The sequence below is a fragment of the Streptococcus sp. ELY_137 genome (assembly GCF_058314515.1).
Genome location: NZ_JBZFUL010000013.1, coordinates 39,480 through 57,188 on the forward strand (window position 1 = coordinate 39,480; position 17,709 = coordinate 57,188).

The following is a 17,709-nucleotide window of genomic DNA, read 5'->3' on the forward strand; positions in this document are numbered from 1 at the left end:
TAGATAAAGCTTTTTTAAGAGATTTATCCACAGGTTGTGCACAAGCTGTATGCCTTATGCCCTATGGCTTGTCTATATTTTTCCACCCTATAAACAAGACCTACTACTACTACTAAACTAATACTTATAAATATAAAGGAGTCATCATGATTAACTTCTCAATCAATAAAGCTTTTTTCTTACAAGCTCTTAATGCAACTAAACGAGCTATCAGTTCTAAAAATGCTATCCCTATTTTATCCAGTATAAAAATCGATGTTACTACTGCTGGCATTACGCTTACAGGTTCTAATGGACAAATTTCTATTGAAAATTCTATTGCTAGTACAAATGATAATGCAGGACTTTTAATTACAGAAACTGGTAGTATTTTGCTTGAGGCAAATTTCTTTATCAATATTGTTTCGAGTTTGCCAGATGTCAGTCTTGATTTTAAAGAGATTGACCACCACCAAGTGGTGCTAACTAGTGGAAAGTCAGAAATTACCCTTAAAGGAAAAGATGTTGAGCAGTATCCTCGTCTCCAAGAGGTTCCTACTAGCAATCCCTTGATTTTTGATACAAAGGTGCTGAAAACTTTAATTGCTGAAACAGCATTTGCTGCTAGTACACAAGAAAGTCGTCCCATTTTAACAGGGATTCATTTGGTGCTGACAGATCACCAAAATTTTAAGGCTGTCGCAACAGATTCTCATCGTATGAGTCAGCGTAAACTTGTTTTGGAAAATGCAGGTGATGACTTTGATGTTGTCCTTCCGAGTCGCTCCCTTCGTGAATTCTCATCGGTTTTTACAGATGATATAGAAACAGTTGAAGTCTTCTTATCTGGCAGCCAGATTCTCTTTAGAAGTGAAAATATTAGCTTCTATGCGCGTATGCTTGAAGGGGCTTATCCAGATACTGATCGCCTCTTAGTCAGTGAATTTGAAACGGAAATTCTCTTTGATACCCATACTCTTCGTTCAGCTATGGAGCGGGCCCATTTGATTTCTAATGCGACCCAAAATGGAACAGTTAAGCTAGAAATTGCTAATGGTACAGTTTCAGCTCATGTTAACTCACCGGAGGTCGGAAAGGTCAATGAAGAAATTGATACTCTGGAAACTAGCGGTAGTGATTTGACTATTAGTTTCAATCCAACTTATCTGATTGAAGCTCTAAAAGCTTTACAGAGTGAAACTGTACGTATTCGCTTTATCTCACCAGTGCGTCCTTTCACCCTAACGCCAGGTGATGATAGTGAAAACTTCATCCAGCTGATTACCCCAGTTCGAACAAATTAAAAAATCAGGAAATTTTAAGCTAATTTTAAGTGGTTTAGGCTATACTATAGTCAATCCTAAATAAACTTTTCTTTTTCATAATCTCCGGGAAGTGCTCAGTGTTTTACTGGGTTCTTTCTTTTTATGTCAATAAACTTTCCCTAGGGCGACTCCGATGCCCTAGAACCCGCCCTTCTAGCTTATTGCATATCGCAGAATGGACGTGTCTTTTTCATAATCTTCGGGAAGTGCTCAGTGTTTTACTGAGTTTGTCAGGCTGGAGCTTTTTGGTTATAATAGGGCTACTATTTAGAGATTTTGGAGGTGTCTATGTATCAAGTAGGTTCTTTGGTTGAGATGAAAAAACCTCATGCCTGTACCATCAAGTCAACTGGTAAAAAGGCTAATGAATGGGAAATTACACGCATTGGAGCTGATATCAAAATTCACTGCACCAATTGTGACCATGTTGTCATGATGAGCAGACATGATTTTGAGCGGAAGATGAAAAAAGTCTTGCAACTGTAGAAAGTCTGATGTAAAGTTGACTTTTAACTGTCTTTTTAATGGGATGCAACCTTGAAAAATTTATGAACATCATTTTTCTAGCAATTATGCAACGGTTAGTTGCGATAAAAAGTGCTAATCTACTCTAATATTTTTAGTATAATGAGACTAGAAAAAAGAAGGGTGGTTACGGTGATGACCATGTTTGCAGAACAGCTCAAAAAAATTCGGCAAGAAAAAACATTTCGCAAGAAGAATTAGCACAACAACTCTTTATTTCTCATCAAGCTGTCTTCGCAGTAGCTGATTGAATGTTCCCTTCGCTTCTCTCGTGACCATTCTAATCAGCCTTGCGGGGGTGCGACGACGAAATCATAGATTTCTGTCTTACCGCCAAATGGGAAAATGGTGATGCAACACTTGATTTGGAGAATCTAGTCAAGTTATCAGAAATTCTGAATGTTAACCTAGATGAGTTAGTTAAAGGAAAGCAGCAATCCACTTTTCAAATAGACGAAGATGATGGCGATTTACATTTATTAAAAGGTCGTGAGTATGTCATCAATCCTGAAACTGGAAAATATGAGAAAAGAGATGGTTTGACGATTATTGTTGATTTACTTTCAGAATATTGGTGGGTACTACTAGCTGCTGTCCCTTTATTATTCATTTTCTTATAAATTGCTTGTCACTAGACAAGCTTTTTCTTTGATTTTCTGCTATAATAGTCAGGACGAAAGATGTAATGGAGACTATATAAATGGCTTTAACAGCAGGTATTGTTGGTTTACCAAACGTTGGTAAATCAACTCTTTTTAATGCAATTACCAAAGCAGGTGCAGAGTCTGCTAACTACCCATTTGCGACGATTGATCCAAATGTAGGGATGGTAGAAGTACCAGACGAGCGTTTACAGAAGTTGACAGAGATGATTACTCCTCAAAAGACGGTACCAACAACTTTTGAGTTTACCGATATTGCGGGGATTGTAAAAGGAGCTTCTAAAGGTGAAGGTCTGGGAAATAAATTCTTGGCCAATATTCGTGAGGTAGATGCCATTGTTCATGTGGTCCGTGCCTTTGATGATGAAAATGTTATGCGGGAGCAAGGTCGTGAAGATGCCTTTGTAGATCCAATTGCAGATATTGATACTATCAATTTAGAGTTGATTCTGGCTGATCTTGAATCTGTCAACAAACGCTATGCGCGTGTGGAAAAGGTTGCACGTACGCAAAAAGATAAAGATTCTATGGCAGAATTTGCCGTTCTTGAGAAAATCAAACCTGTTCTTGAGGATGGTAGATCTGCGCGTACCATCAATTTTACTGAGGAAGAAGAAAAGATTGTCAAACAACTTTTCCTTTTGACGACTAAGCCAGTGCTTTATGTGGCAAATGTCGATGAAGATAAGGTAGCTAATCCGGACGAGATAGGGTATGTCAAACAGATTCGTGAATTTGCAGCGACTGAAAATGCCGAAGTAGTAGTTATCTCAGCGCGTGCTGAAGAAGAAATATCGGAGCTAGATGATGATGACAAGGCTATGTTTCTTGAGGATCTGGGTTTGAAAGAGTCCGGTGTGGATAAATTGACACGCGCTGCCTACCACTTATTGGGCCTTGGAACCTACTTCACTGCTGGTGAAAAGGAGGTTCGTGCTTGGACCTTCAAGCGCGGGATCAAAGCTCCTCAAGCCGCTGGTATTATCCACTCAGATTTTGAAAAGGGCTTTATTCGTGCGGTTACTATGTCTTACGATGACCTGATTGAGTACGGTTCAGAAAAAGCCGTCAAAGAGGCTGGTCGCTTGCGTGAAGAAGGTAAAGACTACGTGGTTCAAGATGGCGATATTATGGAATTTCGTTTTAATGTCTGATAATTTTATGAAGAATAAGGCTGGAAGCACATTCCAGTCCTTTTAGTGTGTTTAAGGAAAAGTGATAAATTATGGCAAAATTAATTGTGGGACTGGGGAATCCTGGTTCAAAATACGATAAAACGCGTCACAATGCTGGTTTTATGGCTATTGAACGCTTTGTGGAAAATCTCAACGTTACATTTTCAGAAGAGAAAAATTTTAAGGCAGCAGTTGGCTCAAGCTTTATCAATGGAGAAAAGATTTACTTTGTTAAGCCCCTGACCTTTATGAATGAAAGCGGTCAGGCTGTTCATGCTTTGATGACCTATTACAATCTTGCGCTTAAAGATCTGGTAGTTATTTATGATGATTTGGATATGATGGTCGGTAAGATTCGTTTCCGTCAGAAAGGATCTGCCGGTGGTCACAATGGTATTAAGAGTATTATCAAGCATGTTGGCTCTCAGGAATTTGACCGTATTAAGATTGGCATCGGTCGCCCTAAGCCTGGGATGACCGTAATTAATCATGTACTCAGTCATTTTGACCAAGATGATTATGCGACTATGCAGGCTTCTTTGGATAAGGTTGCAGACGCCCTTAACTTCTATCTAGAAACTCGTGATTTTGAGCAAACAATGCAAAAATACAATGGATAATAGAGATAAAACATTAATAAGCCTATTTGGGCAGAATAAACAGATTCAAGAATGGCAAGATAAGACTGGTTTAATTGATCGTCAGTTAGTTTTGGGCTTATCTGGCAGTACTAAAAGTTTGGCTATTGCTTCTAACTTCAAGGCTAATCAAGGTAAGCTGGTCGTTGTTACGGCTACACAAAATGAAGCTGAGAACTTAGCTGGTGATTTGATAAGCTTGGTCGGGGATGACCAAGTTTATCAGTTCTTTGCAGATGATATCGTCGGAGCAGAGTTTATCGTGGCCTCTCAAGAAAAATCTCTGTCGCGTGTGGAAAGTCTCAATTTTCTATTGAATGAAGATAGCACTGGAATTCTGGTCATCAGTCTTTTAGCTAGTAAGATTTTACTGCCAAATCCTAGAGACTATGCTAGGTTTGTCCTAGATTTTGAGGTGGGTGAGGAGTATCAGATATCTGATTTGGTCAAGCAGCTGACCAACATTGGCTATAAGTCCGTTTCTCAAGTTTTGTCTCCAGGGGAATATAGCCATCGTGGGGATATTTTGGATATCTATGATGGATCTACAGATACTGCCTATCGCTTGGAATTCTTCGGTGACGAGATTGATGGTATCCGAATTTTTGATCCTGAAAACCAAGTATCTCAGACAAATTTGGACTGTGTTCGCCTTAGTCCAGTTGATGAAGCTATACTGACTCAGGAAAGTCGTGAGCGAGCGTTGAACCATTTTGATACTGCTATAGCTAAGTCACAAAGTAAGAGGCTTAAGGATTATCTGGAAGGACTCTACACGACAGTAGCGAATGGCCATCGCCATGAGGATCTTAAGAAATTCCTGTCATTCTTTTATGACAAGACCTATACCTTGCTTGACTACCTTCCGAAGGGGACTCCACTCTTCTTTGATGATTTTCAAAAACTGACGGATCGTCATGCTAAGGTAGAGATGGAGATTGCTAACTACCTAACCGAGGGTCTGCATCAGGAAAAGGCTCTGGCTAATCAGGTTTATTTTGCAGATACCTATCAGATACTACGTCATTATCAGCCAGCGACTTTCTTTTCAAATTTCCACAGGGGTTTGGGCAATATCCGCTTTCATCAGATTTACAATCTGACCCAGTATAGCATGCAGGAATTCTTCAACCAGATTCCTCTTTTGATTGATGAAATTAAGCGCTACTCTAAATCTGGTGCTACTGTTGTCTTGCAAGTTGATAACGCGGCTAAATTGGAAAAGCTTCAGGGGACTCTATCTGAGTACGAGTTAAACATTCCTATCGTGGCGGAGGATGATCTACAAGTAGGCCAGATTCAGCTGATTACGGGTCATCTGACCAGTGGTTTTTATTTTGCAGATGAAAAGCTAGTTCTCATCACAGAAAAAGAGATCTATCATAAGACTCCCAAACGCCGTATTAGACGTCAGCATATTAGTAATGCTGAGCGACTTAAAGACTACAATGAGCTGGAAAAAGGGGATTACGTCGTCCACAATACCCACGGAATCGGCCGTTTTATGGGGATTGAGACTATCGAGATTTCTGGTGTTCACCGCGACTACCTGACCGTTCAGTATCAAAATGCGGATACTATCTCTATTCCAGTTGAGCAGATTGAGCTTTTGTCGAAATACATGGCCAGTGATGGTAAAGAGCCTAAAATCAACAAGCTTAATGATGGCCGTTTCCAAAAGGCTAAAAACAGAGTTTCTAAACAGGTTGAAGATATTGCTGACGATCTCTTAAAACTTTATGCTGAGCGTAGCCAGCTCAAAGGCTTTGCTTTTTCACCAGACGATGAGAATCAGCATGAGTTTGACGAGGATTTCTCTTATGCAGAAACGGAGGACCAGCTCAGATCTATCAAGGAAGTCAAAGCAGATATGGAATCAAGCAAGCCTATGGATCGCCTCTTAGTTGGGGATGTTGGCTTTGGTAAGACAGAGGTTGCTATGCGGGGAGCCTTTAAAGCGGTCAATGATGGCAAGCAGGTTGCCGTTCTTGTGCCAACAACAGTTCTGGCCCAGCAGCATTTCAACAATTTTAAGGAGCGTTTTGAAAATTTTGCTGTTGAGGTTGGGGTGCTCAGCCGTTTCCAAACGAAGAAAGAGCAGGCAGAGACGCTTGAGCGGATTGCAGACGGTAAGATTGATATCATTATCGGGACTCATCGTCTTCTTTCAAAAGACCTAACTTTCAAAAATTTAGGCTTCATTGTCATTGATGAGGAGCAGCGTTTTGGTGTTAAGCACAAGGAACGTCTTAAGGAACTTAAAACGAAGGCGGATGTCTTGACCTTGAGCGCAACGCCTATTCCCCGAACGCTCCATATGTCTATGTTGGGGATTCGTGACCTTTCCGTTATTGAGACACCACCGACCAATCGCTATCCGGTTCAGACCTATGTACTTGAGACTAATCCAGGTATGATTCGCGAAGCTATTATTCGCGAGATGGATCGTGGCGGTCAAAGCTTCTATATTTATAATCGTGTTGAGAGTATTGAGCAAAAAGTAGCAGAACTTCAAGAAATTGTCCCAGAAGCTAGTATCGGATTCGTTCATGGTCAGATGAGTGAGATTCAGCTGGAAAATACCCTCTTTGATTTTATTGATGGTGTCTATGATGTTTTGGTAGCAACGACAATTATTGAAACTGGTATTGATATCTCTAATGTTAATACTCTCTTTGTCGAAAATGCAGATCGTATGGGTCTCTCCACACTTTATCAGCTGCGCGGCCGAGTCGGACGCAGCAATCGTATTGCCTATGCTTATCTCATGTATCAGCCAGATAAACTCTTGTCAGAAGCTTCTGAGAAACGCTTAGAGGCGATTAAGGGTTTTACTGAGTTAGGATCTGGTTTTAAAATTGCTATGCGAGACCTCTCCATTCGCGGTGCTGGCAATATCCTGGGGGCCTCTCAGAGTGGTTTTATTGACTCAGTTGGTTTTGAGCTCTATTCTCAAATGCTGGAAGAGGCCATCCAGCATAAGCAAGGGGGATCACGAGTCCGTCAAAAAGGAAACGCTGAGATTAACCTACAAATTGATGCCTATCTACCAGCTGACTATATCAGCGATGAGCGTCAAAAGATCGATATATACAAGCAGATTCGCGAGCTTAACTCCCAGCAAGATTACCAAGATTTGCAGGATGAATTGATTGATCGCTTTGGTGAGTATCCAGATCAGGTCGCTTACCTCCTTGAAATTGGTCTTCTTAAATCCTATATGGACAATGTCTTTGTTGAATTAGTTGAGAAAAAGCAGCAGGAAGTCACTATCCGTTTTGAAAAGTCAACTAGACAGCTCTTCTTGACTCAAGACTATTTTGAAGCTCTGTCTAAGACCCAACTCAAGGCTCGCATTGGGGAACACGACGGTAAAATCGAAGTAATCTTTGATGTACGCCATAAAAAAGATTACGAAATTCTAGAAGAGCTTATGGTCTTTGGCCGTGCTTTTACAGAGATAAAAGAAGGAAAACAAACCAAAGAAAAATTATGAGAAACTTGGTAGATCAATGTGTCAAATCCTTTTGACATAAAAAATGCTGGCCTAGCAAAGATCTTGTATGGTAAAGTTAGGATGAAATGATTAGACTAAAATTATTAAGGAGGTCGAAATGGAGCTACACAATCGCTTGGTTGAATTACGGAAGGCAAAAGGTCTCTCCCAGGAAGAACTGGCGGAGAAACTCTATGTTTCGCGCCAAACAATCTCTAACTGGGAGCGAGGAAAAACCTATCCAGATATCAACTCACTGTTATTGATAGCTACTTTTTTTTGATATCTCCTTAGATAATCTAATTAAAGGAGATGTCGTGATTATGAAACATCATGTAGATTCATCACAGTTAAAGGGATGGTTGATAACTACCGGAATAGTCATCTTTTTAGACTCATTACTGGAACCTATAGGGCGCTTTTATGTAGGACGTTTTGCTATCTTACCTAATGACATGATCATCAGAAATATTTTCATTTTGCCGATACTTTATTGTCTCTATAAAATCTTTTCACTATCAAAAAAACATCATCTTAAAACTTATGGAGAAATTCTAGATTTTATCAATGGGAAGGAAAAAGTAAAGCGAACATTCCTTCAAGAGAGTTTAAAAGGGTTAGGACTTTTACTGGCTATATGGGTTTTAATTATCCTAGGTCAAGCCATTGGATCGCTATTGTTTTTCAAATAGTAGTTAATCGTAATTAGAAAGGGTTTTATATGATTTTTAGACTAATGACGGAAGCAGACTTGGAAGACTGTACACAAGCTTTTGTAGATATTTTTAATGGTGAACCTTGGTACGATGAGTGGACCTTTGAGGGTGCTAAAGAATATATTTCAGATTTTTATCATACGCCAAAGTTTCTAGGTATTTTAGCTATTGAAAACGATGAGTTTATTGGTTTTGTTTATGGAACGATAAGAAATTGGTGGTCAGGAAGAGAATTTTTTATTAACGAGATGGGGGTTAAAAAGGCTTTTCGACAGCAAGGAATTGGAAAAAGGCTGTTAGAGGAACTAAAGAAGCAATTGGCAGATTCAGGTGTTGAAAATTTTGTCTTATTGACTGATCGCGAAACACCAGCGGAAGTTTTTTATCAGAAAACAGGCTTTAAAGCTGTTGAAAGGTTGGTCTTTTATAGTCGGAATATATAATATAGTTTGACAACATCCAGAGACTAGGATAGCTTTTGACTTTACTTTCATGCCAATCTATTCTTTCAAATGGTGGGGCAAGGAGCCATTCGTATGAAGTTGAGATTACAAAATTGATGTTTGCCTATCATGTTTTTATACTTAATCTTATGATGCATTATTTTGTGAGTGATAGTGTCACCATCATATATGTCGGACCCTACCTTCTATTTTATTTCTAACATTTTACTAACTTCGTTTATTTCCGCTATTTGAGAATTGCTGTTATGCTGGTGGGTAGTCAGCAGGATCGTCGCTCCTGAGGCTCTCAGCAAAATCAAGTGCAATTGATTGGATTATTGGTATAGAAGTCAGTTTATTCGCCTGCATAATATGATTATGTGTTATCATTATGTTGCTGTTAGTTTTAAAAAATATGAAAAGTTTATTTGCTTAAACAGATAATTGAGGAATTAAGCTTATTTATGGAGACATAAAGTCGAGAGTGGGACAGAAATCAATAAATCGTGATAAAATCACGATTTTGATTTTTCCTCGCTCTCTTATTTTAAGATTTAGGCCTCTACCACTTGTTTTTAGGTGGCAGGCTTTGGCAGTCTATCCCCAGATTGCCAAACTCCACTGGAACATTTCAAACCCACCTCCGCATAGCTCCAAAGGTCTCCCAGACCTTTTTAATCAGGAAATAAAGCTTGCAAAGTAAGTATCAAAAACGATCCGAGGAAAGGCTGTTTCAGGTAACCACCTTAAAACCAAGACATGGTGAAAGCCAAAATTTTTAAATTTTGGGCTGATCACGCCCCCTTTTCTCCTACATTTTGTAGTTTCTCTAGAACGAATAGCCCAAAAAATGGTAAAATGAGAGGGATAGACTTCAGAAAGGAAAGAAGTTGGTAGGATGAGATTAGACAAGTACTTAAAAGTATCACGTATTATCAAACGTCGGCCGGTTGCTAAAGAAGTGGCTGATAAAGGTCGCATCAAGGTCAATGGCGTCCTAGCTAAGTCTTCAACGGATTTAAAAATTAATGATAACATTGAGATCCGTTTTGGTAATAAGTTGTTAACTGTCCGCGTTCTAGAGATGAAAGACAGTACAAAAAAAGAAGATGCAGAGAGTATGTATGAGATCATTAGTGAAAAAAGGATAGACGCTGATGGGGAAAAATGATAAGGTTGTTCAACTGAATAATGACTATATCAAGGTTACTAACCTTACTAAACGTTATGAAGAGGAAGAAACGCGTAAGCGTCACCGTTTTATGGGGTGGACTTTGATTTTTGTCATCTTGCTATTTATTTTGCCAACCTATAATTTGGTTTCAAGTTATCGAGATTTGCAGGATAAGAAAGCTCAGATTGTTCAGCTAAAAAAGGATTATAAGCAAACCAAGTCAGAAACAACTCAGGAAGAAAAATTAGCTGACCGACTAAAAGACGATGAGTTTGTGGAAAAATATGCGCGTGCAAAGTATCATTACTCTAATTCAGGTGAGGTCACCTTTATTATTCCTGAGCTGGTTCCTCAATAATTAGTATATATGGAAAATTTGATTGTAATTATTGAAAAATTTTTAGCTCATTCTGATGAAAAATTAGAAGAGCTCAGACAGAAAAATCAATCCTTAAAAGAGGAGGTGCCTCATGAGGATTAAGACAGGCAATAAGAATATCATCTTTTTTGCCCTTATAGTTTTACTGCCGATTTTTTTGGTTTCTTTCTGGACTGTTAAGGGGGACAGAGAAGTTTCTTATTCCTCTTGGAAGCAGTTTGATCAGGTTTCAGAACGGCAGTTTGATTACTTTTATTTTGCCAAAGTTCCGGCTAATCCCAATGTTTATCGAACAGTAAAAACTTATGCTGATAGTAACCTGACCAAGGTTTCAGGTAAGATTGATCCTGATTCTAAGATAAAGATAAAAAAAGTATTTACAAATTCTAAAGGAATCCCGCTTTTTCAGTTTGCTAACGGGACTTATGCCAAGGCCAGTTACAGTCAGTTTTATGATGATAAGGTCCTTGCTAAGAGAACTTTAGGGAAGGAAAAGTCCTATTGGACGGGCAATGAGGTAGCAATTTATGAAAATCCCTATGTAGCAGGGATGGTATCTAAACGTTCGGCTGTTACAGCTTACAGTAAGATTCAAGTTTCTGAAAGAGCCCTTACCCATCATGGCAGTTATTTATTTATTAAAGGACAAGGGTGGATCAATGAAGCTTTGGTTTCCCAAAAAGATAAACGAATAGGAGCTGTTCAAGATTTCCTGAAGCAAAAGTACAATAATTCTAATAAATACAGTATTTATGTTGAGCAGTTAGATAATGGTAAAACAGCTGAGATCAATGCAGATAAGATCATGTATTCGGCGAGTGTTAGTAAATTACCCCTGCTTTATTATGTTCAAGAGCAGTTGAGTAAAGGGAAAATAGATAGCTCTAAGAAACTAGTTTATAATGCAGCGGTTAATGATTTTAAGAGTGCTTATAAGACTGAAGGAAGTGGAATTATCAGTAAAACCCCTGATAATAAAACTTACAGTATCAAAGATTTGGAGCAAAAGGTTACCCAGTATTCTGACAATGTCGCTACAAATATTTTAGGTTACTACGTGGCTAATCAGTATAATGAAGACTTCCAAAAGACAATAAAATCAGCTATTGGCACTGATTGGAATATGGAAAACCGTAAGGTTTCTGCCAAGATAGCTGGAAAAATGATGACAGCTATCTATGAGCAAAATGGCGATATTACAAATTATCTATCCTCGACTGATTTTGATAAGCAGCGGATTTCTAAAAATATCCCTGTAAAAGTCGCTCACAAAATTGGTGATGCCTACGAATACCGTCATGATGTAGCTATTGTTTATGGTGATACCCCCTTTGTTTTATCTGTTTTTACAGAAAATGCTACCTATGATGATATTACAGCTATCGCTGATGGTGTGTACAGGATTTTAAAATGATTTATCAAACTATTTTCAAAGATATTCAGAAAAAAGGGTATTTTACCTCTCATAAAAAGGTTTTAGTGGCAGTCTCAGGTGGAGTAGATTCAATGAATTTACTCCATTTCTTACATCAATATAAAGATGACCTAGACATTACTATCGGGGTAGCTCATGTTAACCATAAACAAAGAGAATCATCAGATAAGGAAGAGGCTTACTTAAAAGAGTGGACTAGTCATCAGAATATTCCATTTTTTGTCTCTTATTTTTCGGGAAGATTTTCTGAAAAAGCAGCACGTGATTTTAGGTACCATTTTTTTGAGCGCCTCATGCGGGAAAAGGGCTATACAGCCTTAGTGACAGCTCATCATGCTGATGATCAGGCAGAAACAATATTTATGCGCCTGTTACGTGGTAGTCGTCTCAGACATTTAGGCGGAATGGCAGCCATACAGTCCTTTGCAGGCGGTCAACTGATTCGTCCGTTTTTAACGATTTCAAAAAGTGAACTGCCTACTATTTTTCACTTTGAAGATGAAACAAATGCCAGCAATTGTTATCTTCGTAATAGAATTCGTAGGGAGTATTTACCATATTTGTCGCAGGAAAATCCTGCTTTCTCCCGACACCTTCGAGATTTGGGAGAAGAGACCGACTTATTGCTGACAGCCCTGATGGATTTAACGGCTGATTTTAAAAAGGGTAATTTGGAAGTATTTAGAGCGCAAACAAAAGCTGTACAATATTTTCTTTTGCAAGATTATCTAGCTAATTTCTCTGATTTAAGGTTGAGCAAACCTCAATTTAATCAAACTCTTAAACAGTTACAAAAGTCCCAAGCGTGTGTCTATTATTTGAAAGCAGGTTTTTATTTACATGTTGCGGATAAAAGATTTTGGATTGATAAAATCGGTCCTGAGACGGATAGCAGCTTTACCGCTAAAGTGTTAGAATATGGCAATATCGTCAGTATTGGTCAAAATTGCTTTAAATTTGGCCAGATTGGCGATGTAGATCTGGTCAGTCTATCGCCAATTACCTTACGACCTAGGCAGGCAGGCGATCAACTGGATTTTGGGAATTTTCATAAGAAGTTGCGCCGCCTTTTTATTGATGAAAAAATTTCTATAAAGGATCGACAAACGGCAGTCGTAGCAGAACAAGATGGGCAGATTATTTTTGTCCTTGCTGGAGGAAACTTATATTTGAGAAAAGTGCCTCAATGTGTTACAATAAGAGCCAAATTGTGTATAGAAACTAAGGAAACTGGTGACTTATGACTCTGGATAATGACATTGAAAAAGTGCTGTATTCTGCTCAGGAAATCACTGCTAAAACAAGAGAGCTTGGTGAGCAGTTAACACGAGATTATACTGATAAAAATCCTCTTTTAGTAGGAGTATTAAAAGGCGCTGTTCCCTTTATGGCTGAGTTGATTAAGCATATTGATACTCATATTGAGATTGATTTTATGGTTGTTTCCAGCTATCAAGGTGGTACACAAAGTAGTGGCGAAGTTAAGATCCTAAAAGATGTTGATACTAATATAGAGGGTCGGGATGTCATCTTTGTTGAAGATATTATTGACACTGGACGTACTCTCCTCTATCTACGCGATATGTTCAAGTATCGTAAGGCCAGTTCCGTAAAAATTGCAACTCTGTTTGATAAACCTGAAGGACGGGTTGTTGATATTGAAGCGGATTATATCTGTTACGATGTTCCTAATGAGTTTATTGTCGGGTTTGGTTTAGATTATGCGGAAAAGTATCGTAATCTGCCTTATGTTGGTGTCTTAAAAGAAGAAATTTACACACACGAGTAATTAGAAAGTTTTTTGTTAGTCAATGAATAATAAAAATAAAAATGGGTTAGTCAGAAATGCCTATGTCTACCTCACTCTCATTATCGTGGGAGTTACGGCTCTTAATTTTTATTTCAAGGGGGATTCTAGTCAGACCAAGGAAATTGGTTATTCGACCCTAGTGAAGGAAATAAAAGATGGTGATGTTAAGTCGGTCACTTATCAACCGAGCGGCAGTGTTGTTAAAGTAACGGGTGACTATGCTAAGGCAAAGAAGAGTTCATCAGAAAATGAGAATGCTGATTTTAATTTCTTTAATAGTGGGTCTGCTTCTGTTACCAAGTTTACATCCATCATCCTACCAAGTGATTCGTCTTTGAACCAATTAGAGAAGGCGGCTAATGATTCTAATACGAAGATAAAAGTTATTCCAGAGAGTTCTAGTGGGACGATTCTGTCTTATGTTTTTAGCCTCTTTGTTCCTTTAGTTATCATGGGAATGCTCTTTTATTTCCTGATGAATCAAGGTGGCGGCGGTGGTGCCAGAGGCGCTATGAGCTTTGGTCGTAATAAGGCTAAGGCTGCCAGTCAGGGGGATATTAAAGTTCGTTTCTCTGATGTTGCCGGAGCTGAGGAGGAAAAACAGGAATTAGTCGAAGTTGTAGATTTTCTAAAAAATCCAAAAAAATACCGTGCTTTAGGAGCACGTATTCCAACCGGGGTTCTTCTTGAAGGCCCTCCGGGTACTGGTAAGACGCTTTTAGCTAAGGCTGTTGCTGGTGAGGCCGGTGTTCCTTTCTTTAGCATCTCAGGTTCTGATTTTGTGGAAATGTTTGTCGGTGTTGGAGCTAGTCGTGTTCGTTCCCTCTTTGAAGATGCAAAAAAGGCTGAAAAAGCTTTGATTTTCATTGATGAAATCGATGCTGTTGGCCGTCGTCGTGGAGCCGGAATGGGTGGCGGAAATGATGAACGGGAACAAACCCTCAATCAGCTTTTGGTTGAAATGGATGGGTTTGAAGGAAATGAAAGTATCATCGTTATTGCTGCTACAAACCGCAGTGACGTACTTGATCCAGCTCTTCTTCGCCCTGGTCGTTTTGACCGTAAAGTTTTGGTTGGCCGTCCTGATGTTAAAGGACGTGAAGCTATTTTGAAGGTTCATTCTAAAAATAAACCGCTCAAGGAAGATGTTGACCTCAAGGTTATTGCCCAGCAAACCCCAGGCTTTGTTGGTGCTGATTTGGAAAATGTTTTAAACGAAGCTGCTCTAGTGGCTGCTCGTCGTAATAAGACTAAGATTGATGCCAGTGATATTGATGAAGCGGAAGACCGTGTTATTGCCGGCCCATCTAAAAAAGATAAAAAAGTTTCGGAAAAAGAACGTCAAATTGTGGCTTACCATGAAGCGGGTCACACTATAGTTGGTTTGGTACTTTCAAGTGCTCGTGATGTTCATAAAGTTACCATTGTTCCACGCGGTCGTGCTGGTGGTTATATGATTTCCTTGCCTAAGGAAGATCAATCTCTTCTATCTAAGGATGAGTTAAAAGAACAACTAGCTGGTTTAATGGGTGGTCGTGTTGCAGAAGAAATCATCTTTAATGTTCAAACATCAGGTGCTTCTAATGACTTTGAACAGGCTACTGCTATGGCGCGTGCTATGGTTACTGAATACGGGATGAGTGATAAACTTGGACCTGTTCAGTATGAAGGTAATCATGCTATGAATCCGGGCCAAATGCCAATGGATAAATCATATTCCAGTCAGACTGCCTTAGTCATTGATGATGAGGTTCGTGAACTTCTGAATGAAGCTCGTAACAAAGCAGCAGATGTTATCAATTCTAACCGTGAGACACATAAATTGATTGCAGAAGCTCTGCTTAAGTATGAAACACTTGATGCAGCTCAAATTAAGTCAATTTATGAAACAGGAAAGATGCCCGATGATACTCTTGATGATTCTGAAAATGATAACTATGCTTTATCTTACGATGAAGTAAAAGAGAAAATGACTGAATCTGAAAATCAAGCTGATTAATGATTAATAATGAGAGGCTGGAATCAAAATTCCGCCTCTTTTGTATTTGTCTAAATTCATTAAGTTGACGCAGCGGTTAGGAGCAATATTTGTTAGCTAGGCCAATTTGGCCTAACTCCTCTTTTTATTGATACTATTTGGAAGTTGCCTGTCTCTCTAAATTAGAGTTGAAATAAAATCGCCAGATAAAAGGATTTACATTCATTTATCCCTATGATAAACTTACAACTATAGAAAATCTAAGGAGAGATATGTGAACATTTTTCGGAAAAAAGATCCTCGTCACATAAAGACAGAAATGGCACGTAGTCTACGTGTTATGGATTTAGTCTTTTTGGGATTAGGTTCTATGGTTGGAACTGGTATTTTTACAGTAACAGGTATCGGTGCTGCGAATTACGCTGGACCTAGCTTGGTTATTTCCATCATTATTGCAGCGATTGCTGTAGGAATTTCTGCGCTATTCTTTGCGGAGTTTGCCTCACGCATCCCAGCTAATGGCGGGGCTTATAGCTATGTCTATGCTACCTTAGGGGAGTTCCCTGCCTGGATGGTTGGCTGGATGATTATCATGGAGTTTTTAACTGCTATTTCTAGTGTTGCATCAGGATGGGGTTCTTACTTAAAAGGACTTCTAGCTAGTTATAAGATTGAATTACCAAGGGCTTTAAATGGCACTTTTGATCCAAGTCAGGGACACTATATTGATTTGTTACCTATACTGGTCATGATTGCTGTCACAGCACTGGTACTGATGAATTCAAAAACAGCCCTTCGCTTTAATAGTGTCTTGGTTATTTTAAAATTTTCAGCCTTGGCCTTGTTCATTGTTGTTGGTCTCTTCCATTTGAACGCTGAAAATTGGGGAAATTTTGCTCCGTTTGGTTTCGGTCAACTATACGGAGGTAAAACGGGAATTATGGCTGGTGCATCAATCATGTTCTTTGCTTTCCTTGGTTTTGAGTCTCTATCAATGGCAGTTGATGAAACAAAAGAGCCACAAAAAACGGTACCAAGAGGAATTGCCTTATCGCTAATTTCTGTGACAGTCCTTTATGTTGTTGTAACACTTGTTTTAACTGGTATTGTTCATTATACTAAGTTAGGTGTTGATGATGCAGTTGCTTTTGCTCTCAGGCATGTTGGCCTAAATTGGGCAGCTAATTATGTTTCAACTGTGGCGATACTTACCCTTATAACAGTCTGTATTTCAATGACTTATGCCTTGTCGCGGACAGTTTATAGTATCAGCCGGGATGGCTTGCTGCCAAATAATTTTAGCCGCATCTCTCCTCGTTCTAAAATTCCTGCGAATGCCACTTTACTAGTCGGAGTTTTTGCTATCATTTTTACAGGTATTATTCCACTGGCTAATTTAGCAGAATTTGTAAACATCTGCACGCTAGCCTATCTAATCGTTTTATCTGTAGCACTTATAAAACTTCGAAAAGACAAAGGGAAACCAGGAAAAGGGCAATTTAAAACCCCCTTGGTTCCGGTGCTACCAGCACTTTCTATTGTTATCTGTCTCTCGCTAATGAGCCAGTTTCAAAAGGTAACGTGGGTTGCTTTTATTGTAGCCATCGTGCTAGGTATACTAATTTATTTTTCATACGGTTATAAAAATTCAGCTATTTCTACAAAGCAATAAAAACTGGGGTTTGTCCTCAGTTTTTTTTGCGCATATTCATAGTATTATCTATCTAGATTTTTTCTAAACTTAAAATTTGAAAAAAACTTAATAAAACGAAAAAAGGTCGCAAAAAGTATTGACAAAGGGGTAGGGGTTTGATAGAATAAAGGAGCTGTTTTCGAGAGGGGACAGTTCAAGACCTTTGAGAACTGAATAGACAAGAAACCAAGCGTGCGGGTTAAGGAATTAACCTGTCAAAAATACGAAAATAAGTCAGAAATGACTGAGTTAGATTAACTTTAATGAGAGTTTGATCCTGG

General features: G+C 38.9%; 17 protein-coding genes. All 17 read left to right on the forward strand.

Annotated features, from left to right (window positions below; translation table 11 throughout):
• The first annotated feature begins 146 nt into the window (after window positions 1-146).
• The 17 genes from dnaN (at window position 147) to AC4HAO_RS08915 (ending at window position 17,407) form a co-directional block, all read left to right on the forward strand.
• Window positions 147-1,283, forward strand: a complete 1,137-nt coding sequence (gene dnaN / locus AC4HAO_RS08835; protein WP_491093133.1) for a DNA polymerase III subunit beta — start codon at window positions 147-149, stop codon at window positions 1,281-1,283.
• A gap of 309 nt (window positions 1,284-1,592) precedes the next feature.
• Window positions 1,593-1,790, forward strand: a complete 198-nt coding sequence (locus tag AC4HAO_RS08840) for a DUF951 domain-containing protein (RefSeq protein WP_491093134.1) — start codon at window positions 1,593-1,595, stop codon at window positions 1,788-1,790.
• A 329-nt stretch (window positions 1,791-2,119) separates the two neighbouring features.
• The gene (locus AC4HAO_RS08845; RefSeq protein ID WP_491093135.1) at window positions 2,120-2,449 is read left to right on the forward strand and encodes a helix-turn-helix domain-containing protein; all 330 of its coding nucleotides are present in this window, start codon (window positions 2,120-2,122) and stop codon (window positions 2,447-2,449) included.
• An 80-nt stretch (window positions 2,450-2,529) separates the two neighbouring features.
• Window positions 2,530-3,645, forward strand: a complete 1,116-nt coding sequence (ychF, locus tag AC4HAO_RS08850; RefSeq protein ID WP_447452914.1) for a redox-regulated ATPase YchF — start codon at window positions 2,530-2,532, stop codon at window positions 3,643-3,645.
• Window positions 3,646-3,716: 71 nt separating this feature from the next.
• Window positions 3,717-4,286 carry an aminoacyl-tRNA hydrolase gene (gene pth, locus AC4HAO_RS08855; RefSeq protein WP_491093136.1) on the forward strand — a complete coding sequence of 190 codons (570 nt, stop codon included), beginning with the start codon at window positions 3,717-3,719 and terminating at the stop codon, window positions 4,284-4,286.
• Window positions 4,279-7,800: a transcription-repair coupling factor gene (gene mfd, locus AC4HAO_RS08860; RefSeq protein WP_491135155.1), complete on the forward strand. Its 3,522-nt coding sequence runs from the start codon at window positions 4,279-4,281 to the stop codon at window positions 7,798-7,800. The genes pth and mfd overlap by 8 nt, the downstream gene beginning before the upstream one ends.
• A gap of 118 nt (window positions 7,801-7,918) precedes the next feature.
• Window positions 7,919-8,083 (forward strand): helix-turn-helix transcriptional regulator, encoded by a 165-nt coding sequence (locus AC4HAO_RS08865; RefSeq protein ID WP_491093138.1) that lies wholly within the window; start codon window positions 7,919-7,921, stop codon window positions 8,081-8,083.
• A gap of 40 nt (window positions 8,084-8,123) precedes the next feature.
• Complete coding sequence (locus AC4HAO_RS08870) at window positions 8,124-8,492, forward strand: hypothetical protein (RefSeq protein WP_491093139.1); 369 nt, start codon at window positions 8,124-8,126, stop codon at window positions 8,490-8,492.
• Window positions 8,493-8,521: 29 nt separating this feature from the next.
• Entirely contained in the window at window positions 8,522-8,959 is a 438-nt protein-coding gene (locus AC4HAO_RS08875) for a GNAT family N-acetyltransferase (RefSeq protein ID WP_491093140.1), read from the forward strand.
• Window positions 8,960-9,857: 898 nt separating this feature from the next.
• Window positions 9,858-10,130 carry an RNA-binding S4 domain-containing protein gene (locus AC4HAO_RS08880; RefSeq protein WP_491094161.1) on the forward strand — a complete coding sequence of 91 codons (273 nt, stop codon included), beginning with the start codon at window positions 9,858-9,860 and terminating at the stop codon, window positions 10,128-10,130.
• Complete coding sequence (locus tag AC4HAO_RS08885; RefSeq protein ID WP_447452921.1) at window positions 10,117-10,491, forward strand: FtsB family cell division protein; 375 nt, start codon at window positions 10,117-10,119, stop codon at window positions 10,489-10,491. The genes AC4HAO_RS08880 and AC4HAO_RS08885 overlap by 14 nt, the downstream gene beginning before the upstream one ends.
• A gap of 9 nt (window positions 10,492-10,500) precedes the next feature.
• A complete protein-coding gene (locus AC4HAO_RS08890; protein WP_447452922.1) occupies window positions 10,501-10,614 on the forward strand; it encodes an SP_0009 family protein in 114 nt (37 codons plus the stop codon).
• Window positions 10,604-11,926 (forward strand): serine hydrolase, encoded by a 1,323-nt coding sequence (locus AC4HAO_RS08895; RefSeq protein WP_491094162.1) that lies wholly within the window; start codon window positions 10,604-10,606, stop codon window positions 11,924-11,926. Before AC4HAO_RS08890 ends, AC4HAO_RS08895 begins: the two co-directional genes overlap by 11 nt.
• Window positions 11,923-13,191 carry a tRNA lysidine(34) synthetase TilS gene (tilS, locus tag AC4HAO_RS08900; protein ID WP_491094163.1) on the forward strand — a complete coding sequence of 423 codons (1,269 nt, stop codon included), beginning with the start codon at window positions 11,923-11,925 and terminating at the stop codon, window positions 13,189-13,191. Before AC4HAO_RS08895 ends, tilS begins: the two co-directional genes overlap by 4 nt.
• Window positions 13,188-13,736, forward strand: a complete 549-nt coding sequence (gene hpt / locus AC4HAO_RS08905; protein ID WP_491135156.1) for a hypoxanthine phosphoribosyltransferase — start codon at window positions 13,188-13,190, stop codon at window positions 13,734-13,736. The genes tilS and hpt overlap by 4 nt, the downstream gene beginning before the upstream one ends.
• 22 nt (window positions 13,737-13,758) lie before the next feature.
• Entirely contained in the window at window positions 13,759-15,756 is a 1,998-nt protein-coding gene (gene ftsH / locus AC4HAO_RS08910; protein WP_491135157.1) for an ATP-dependent zinc metalloprotease FtsH, read from the forward strand.
• A gap of 253 nt (window positions 15,757-16,009) precedes the next feature.
• A complete protein-coding gene (locus AC4HAO_RS08915; protein WP_491135158.1) occupies window positions 16,010-17,407 on the forward strand; it encodes an amino acid permease in 1,398 nt (465 codons plus the stop codon).
• Window positions 17,408-17,709: the final 302 nt, after the last annotated feature.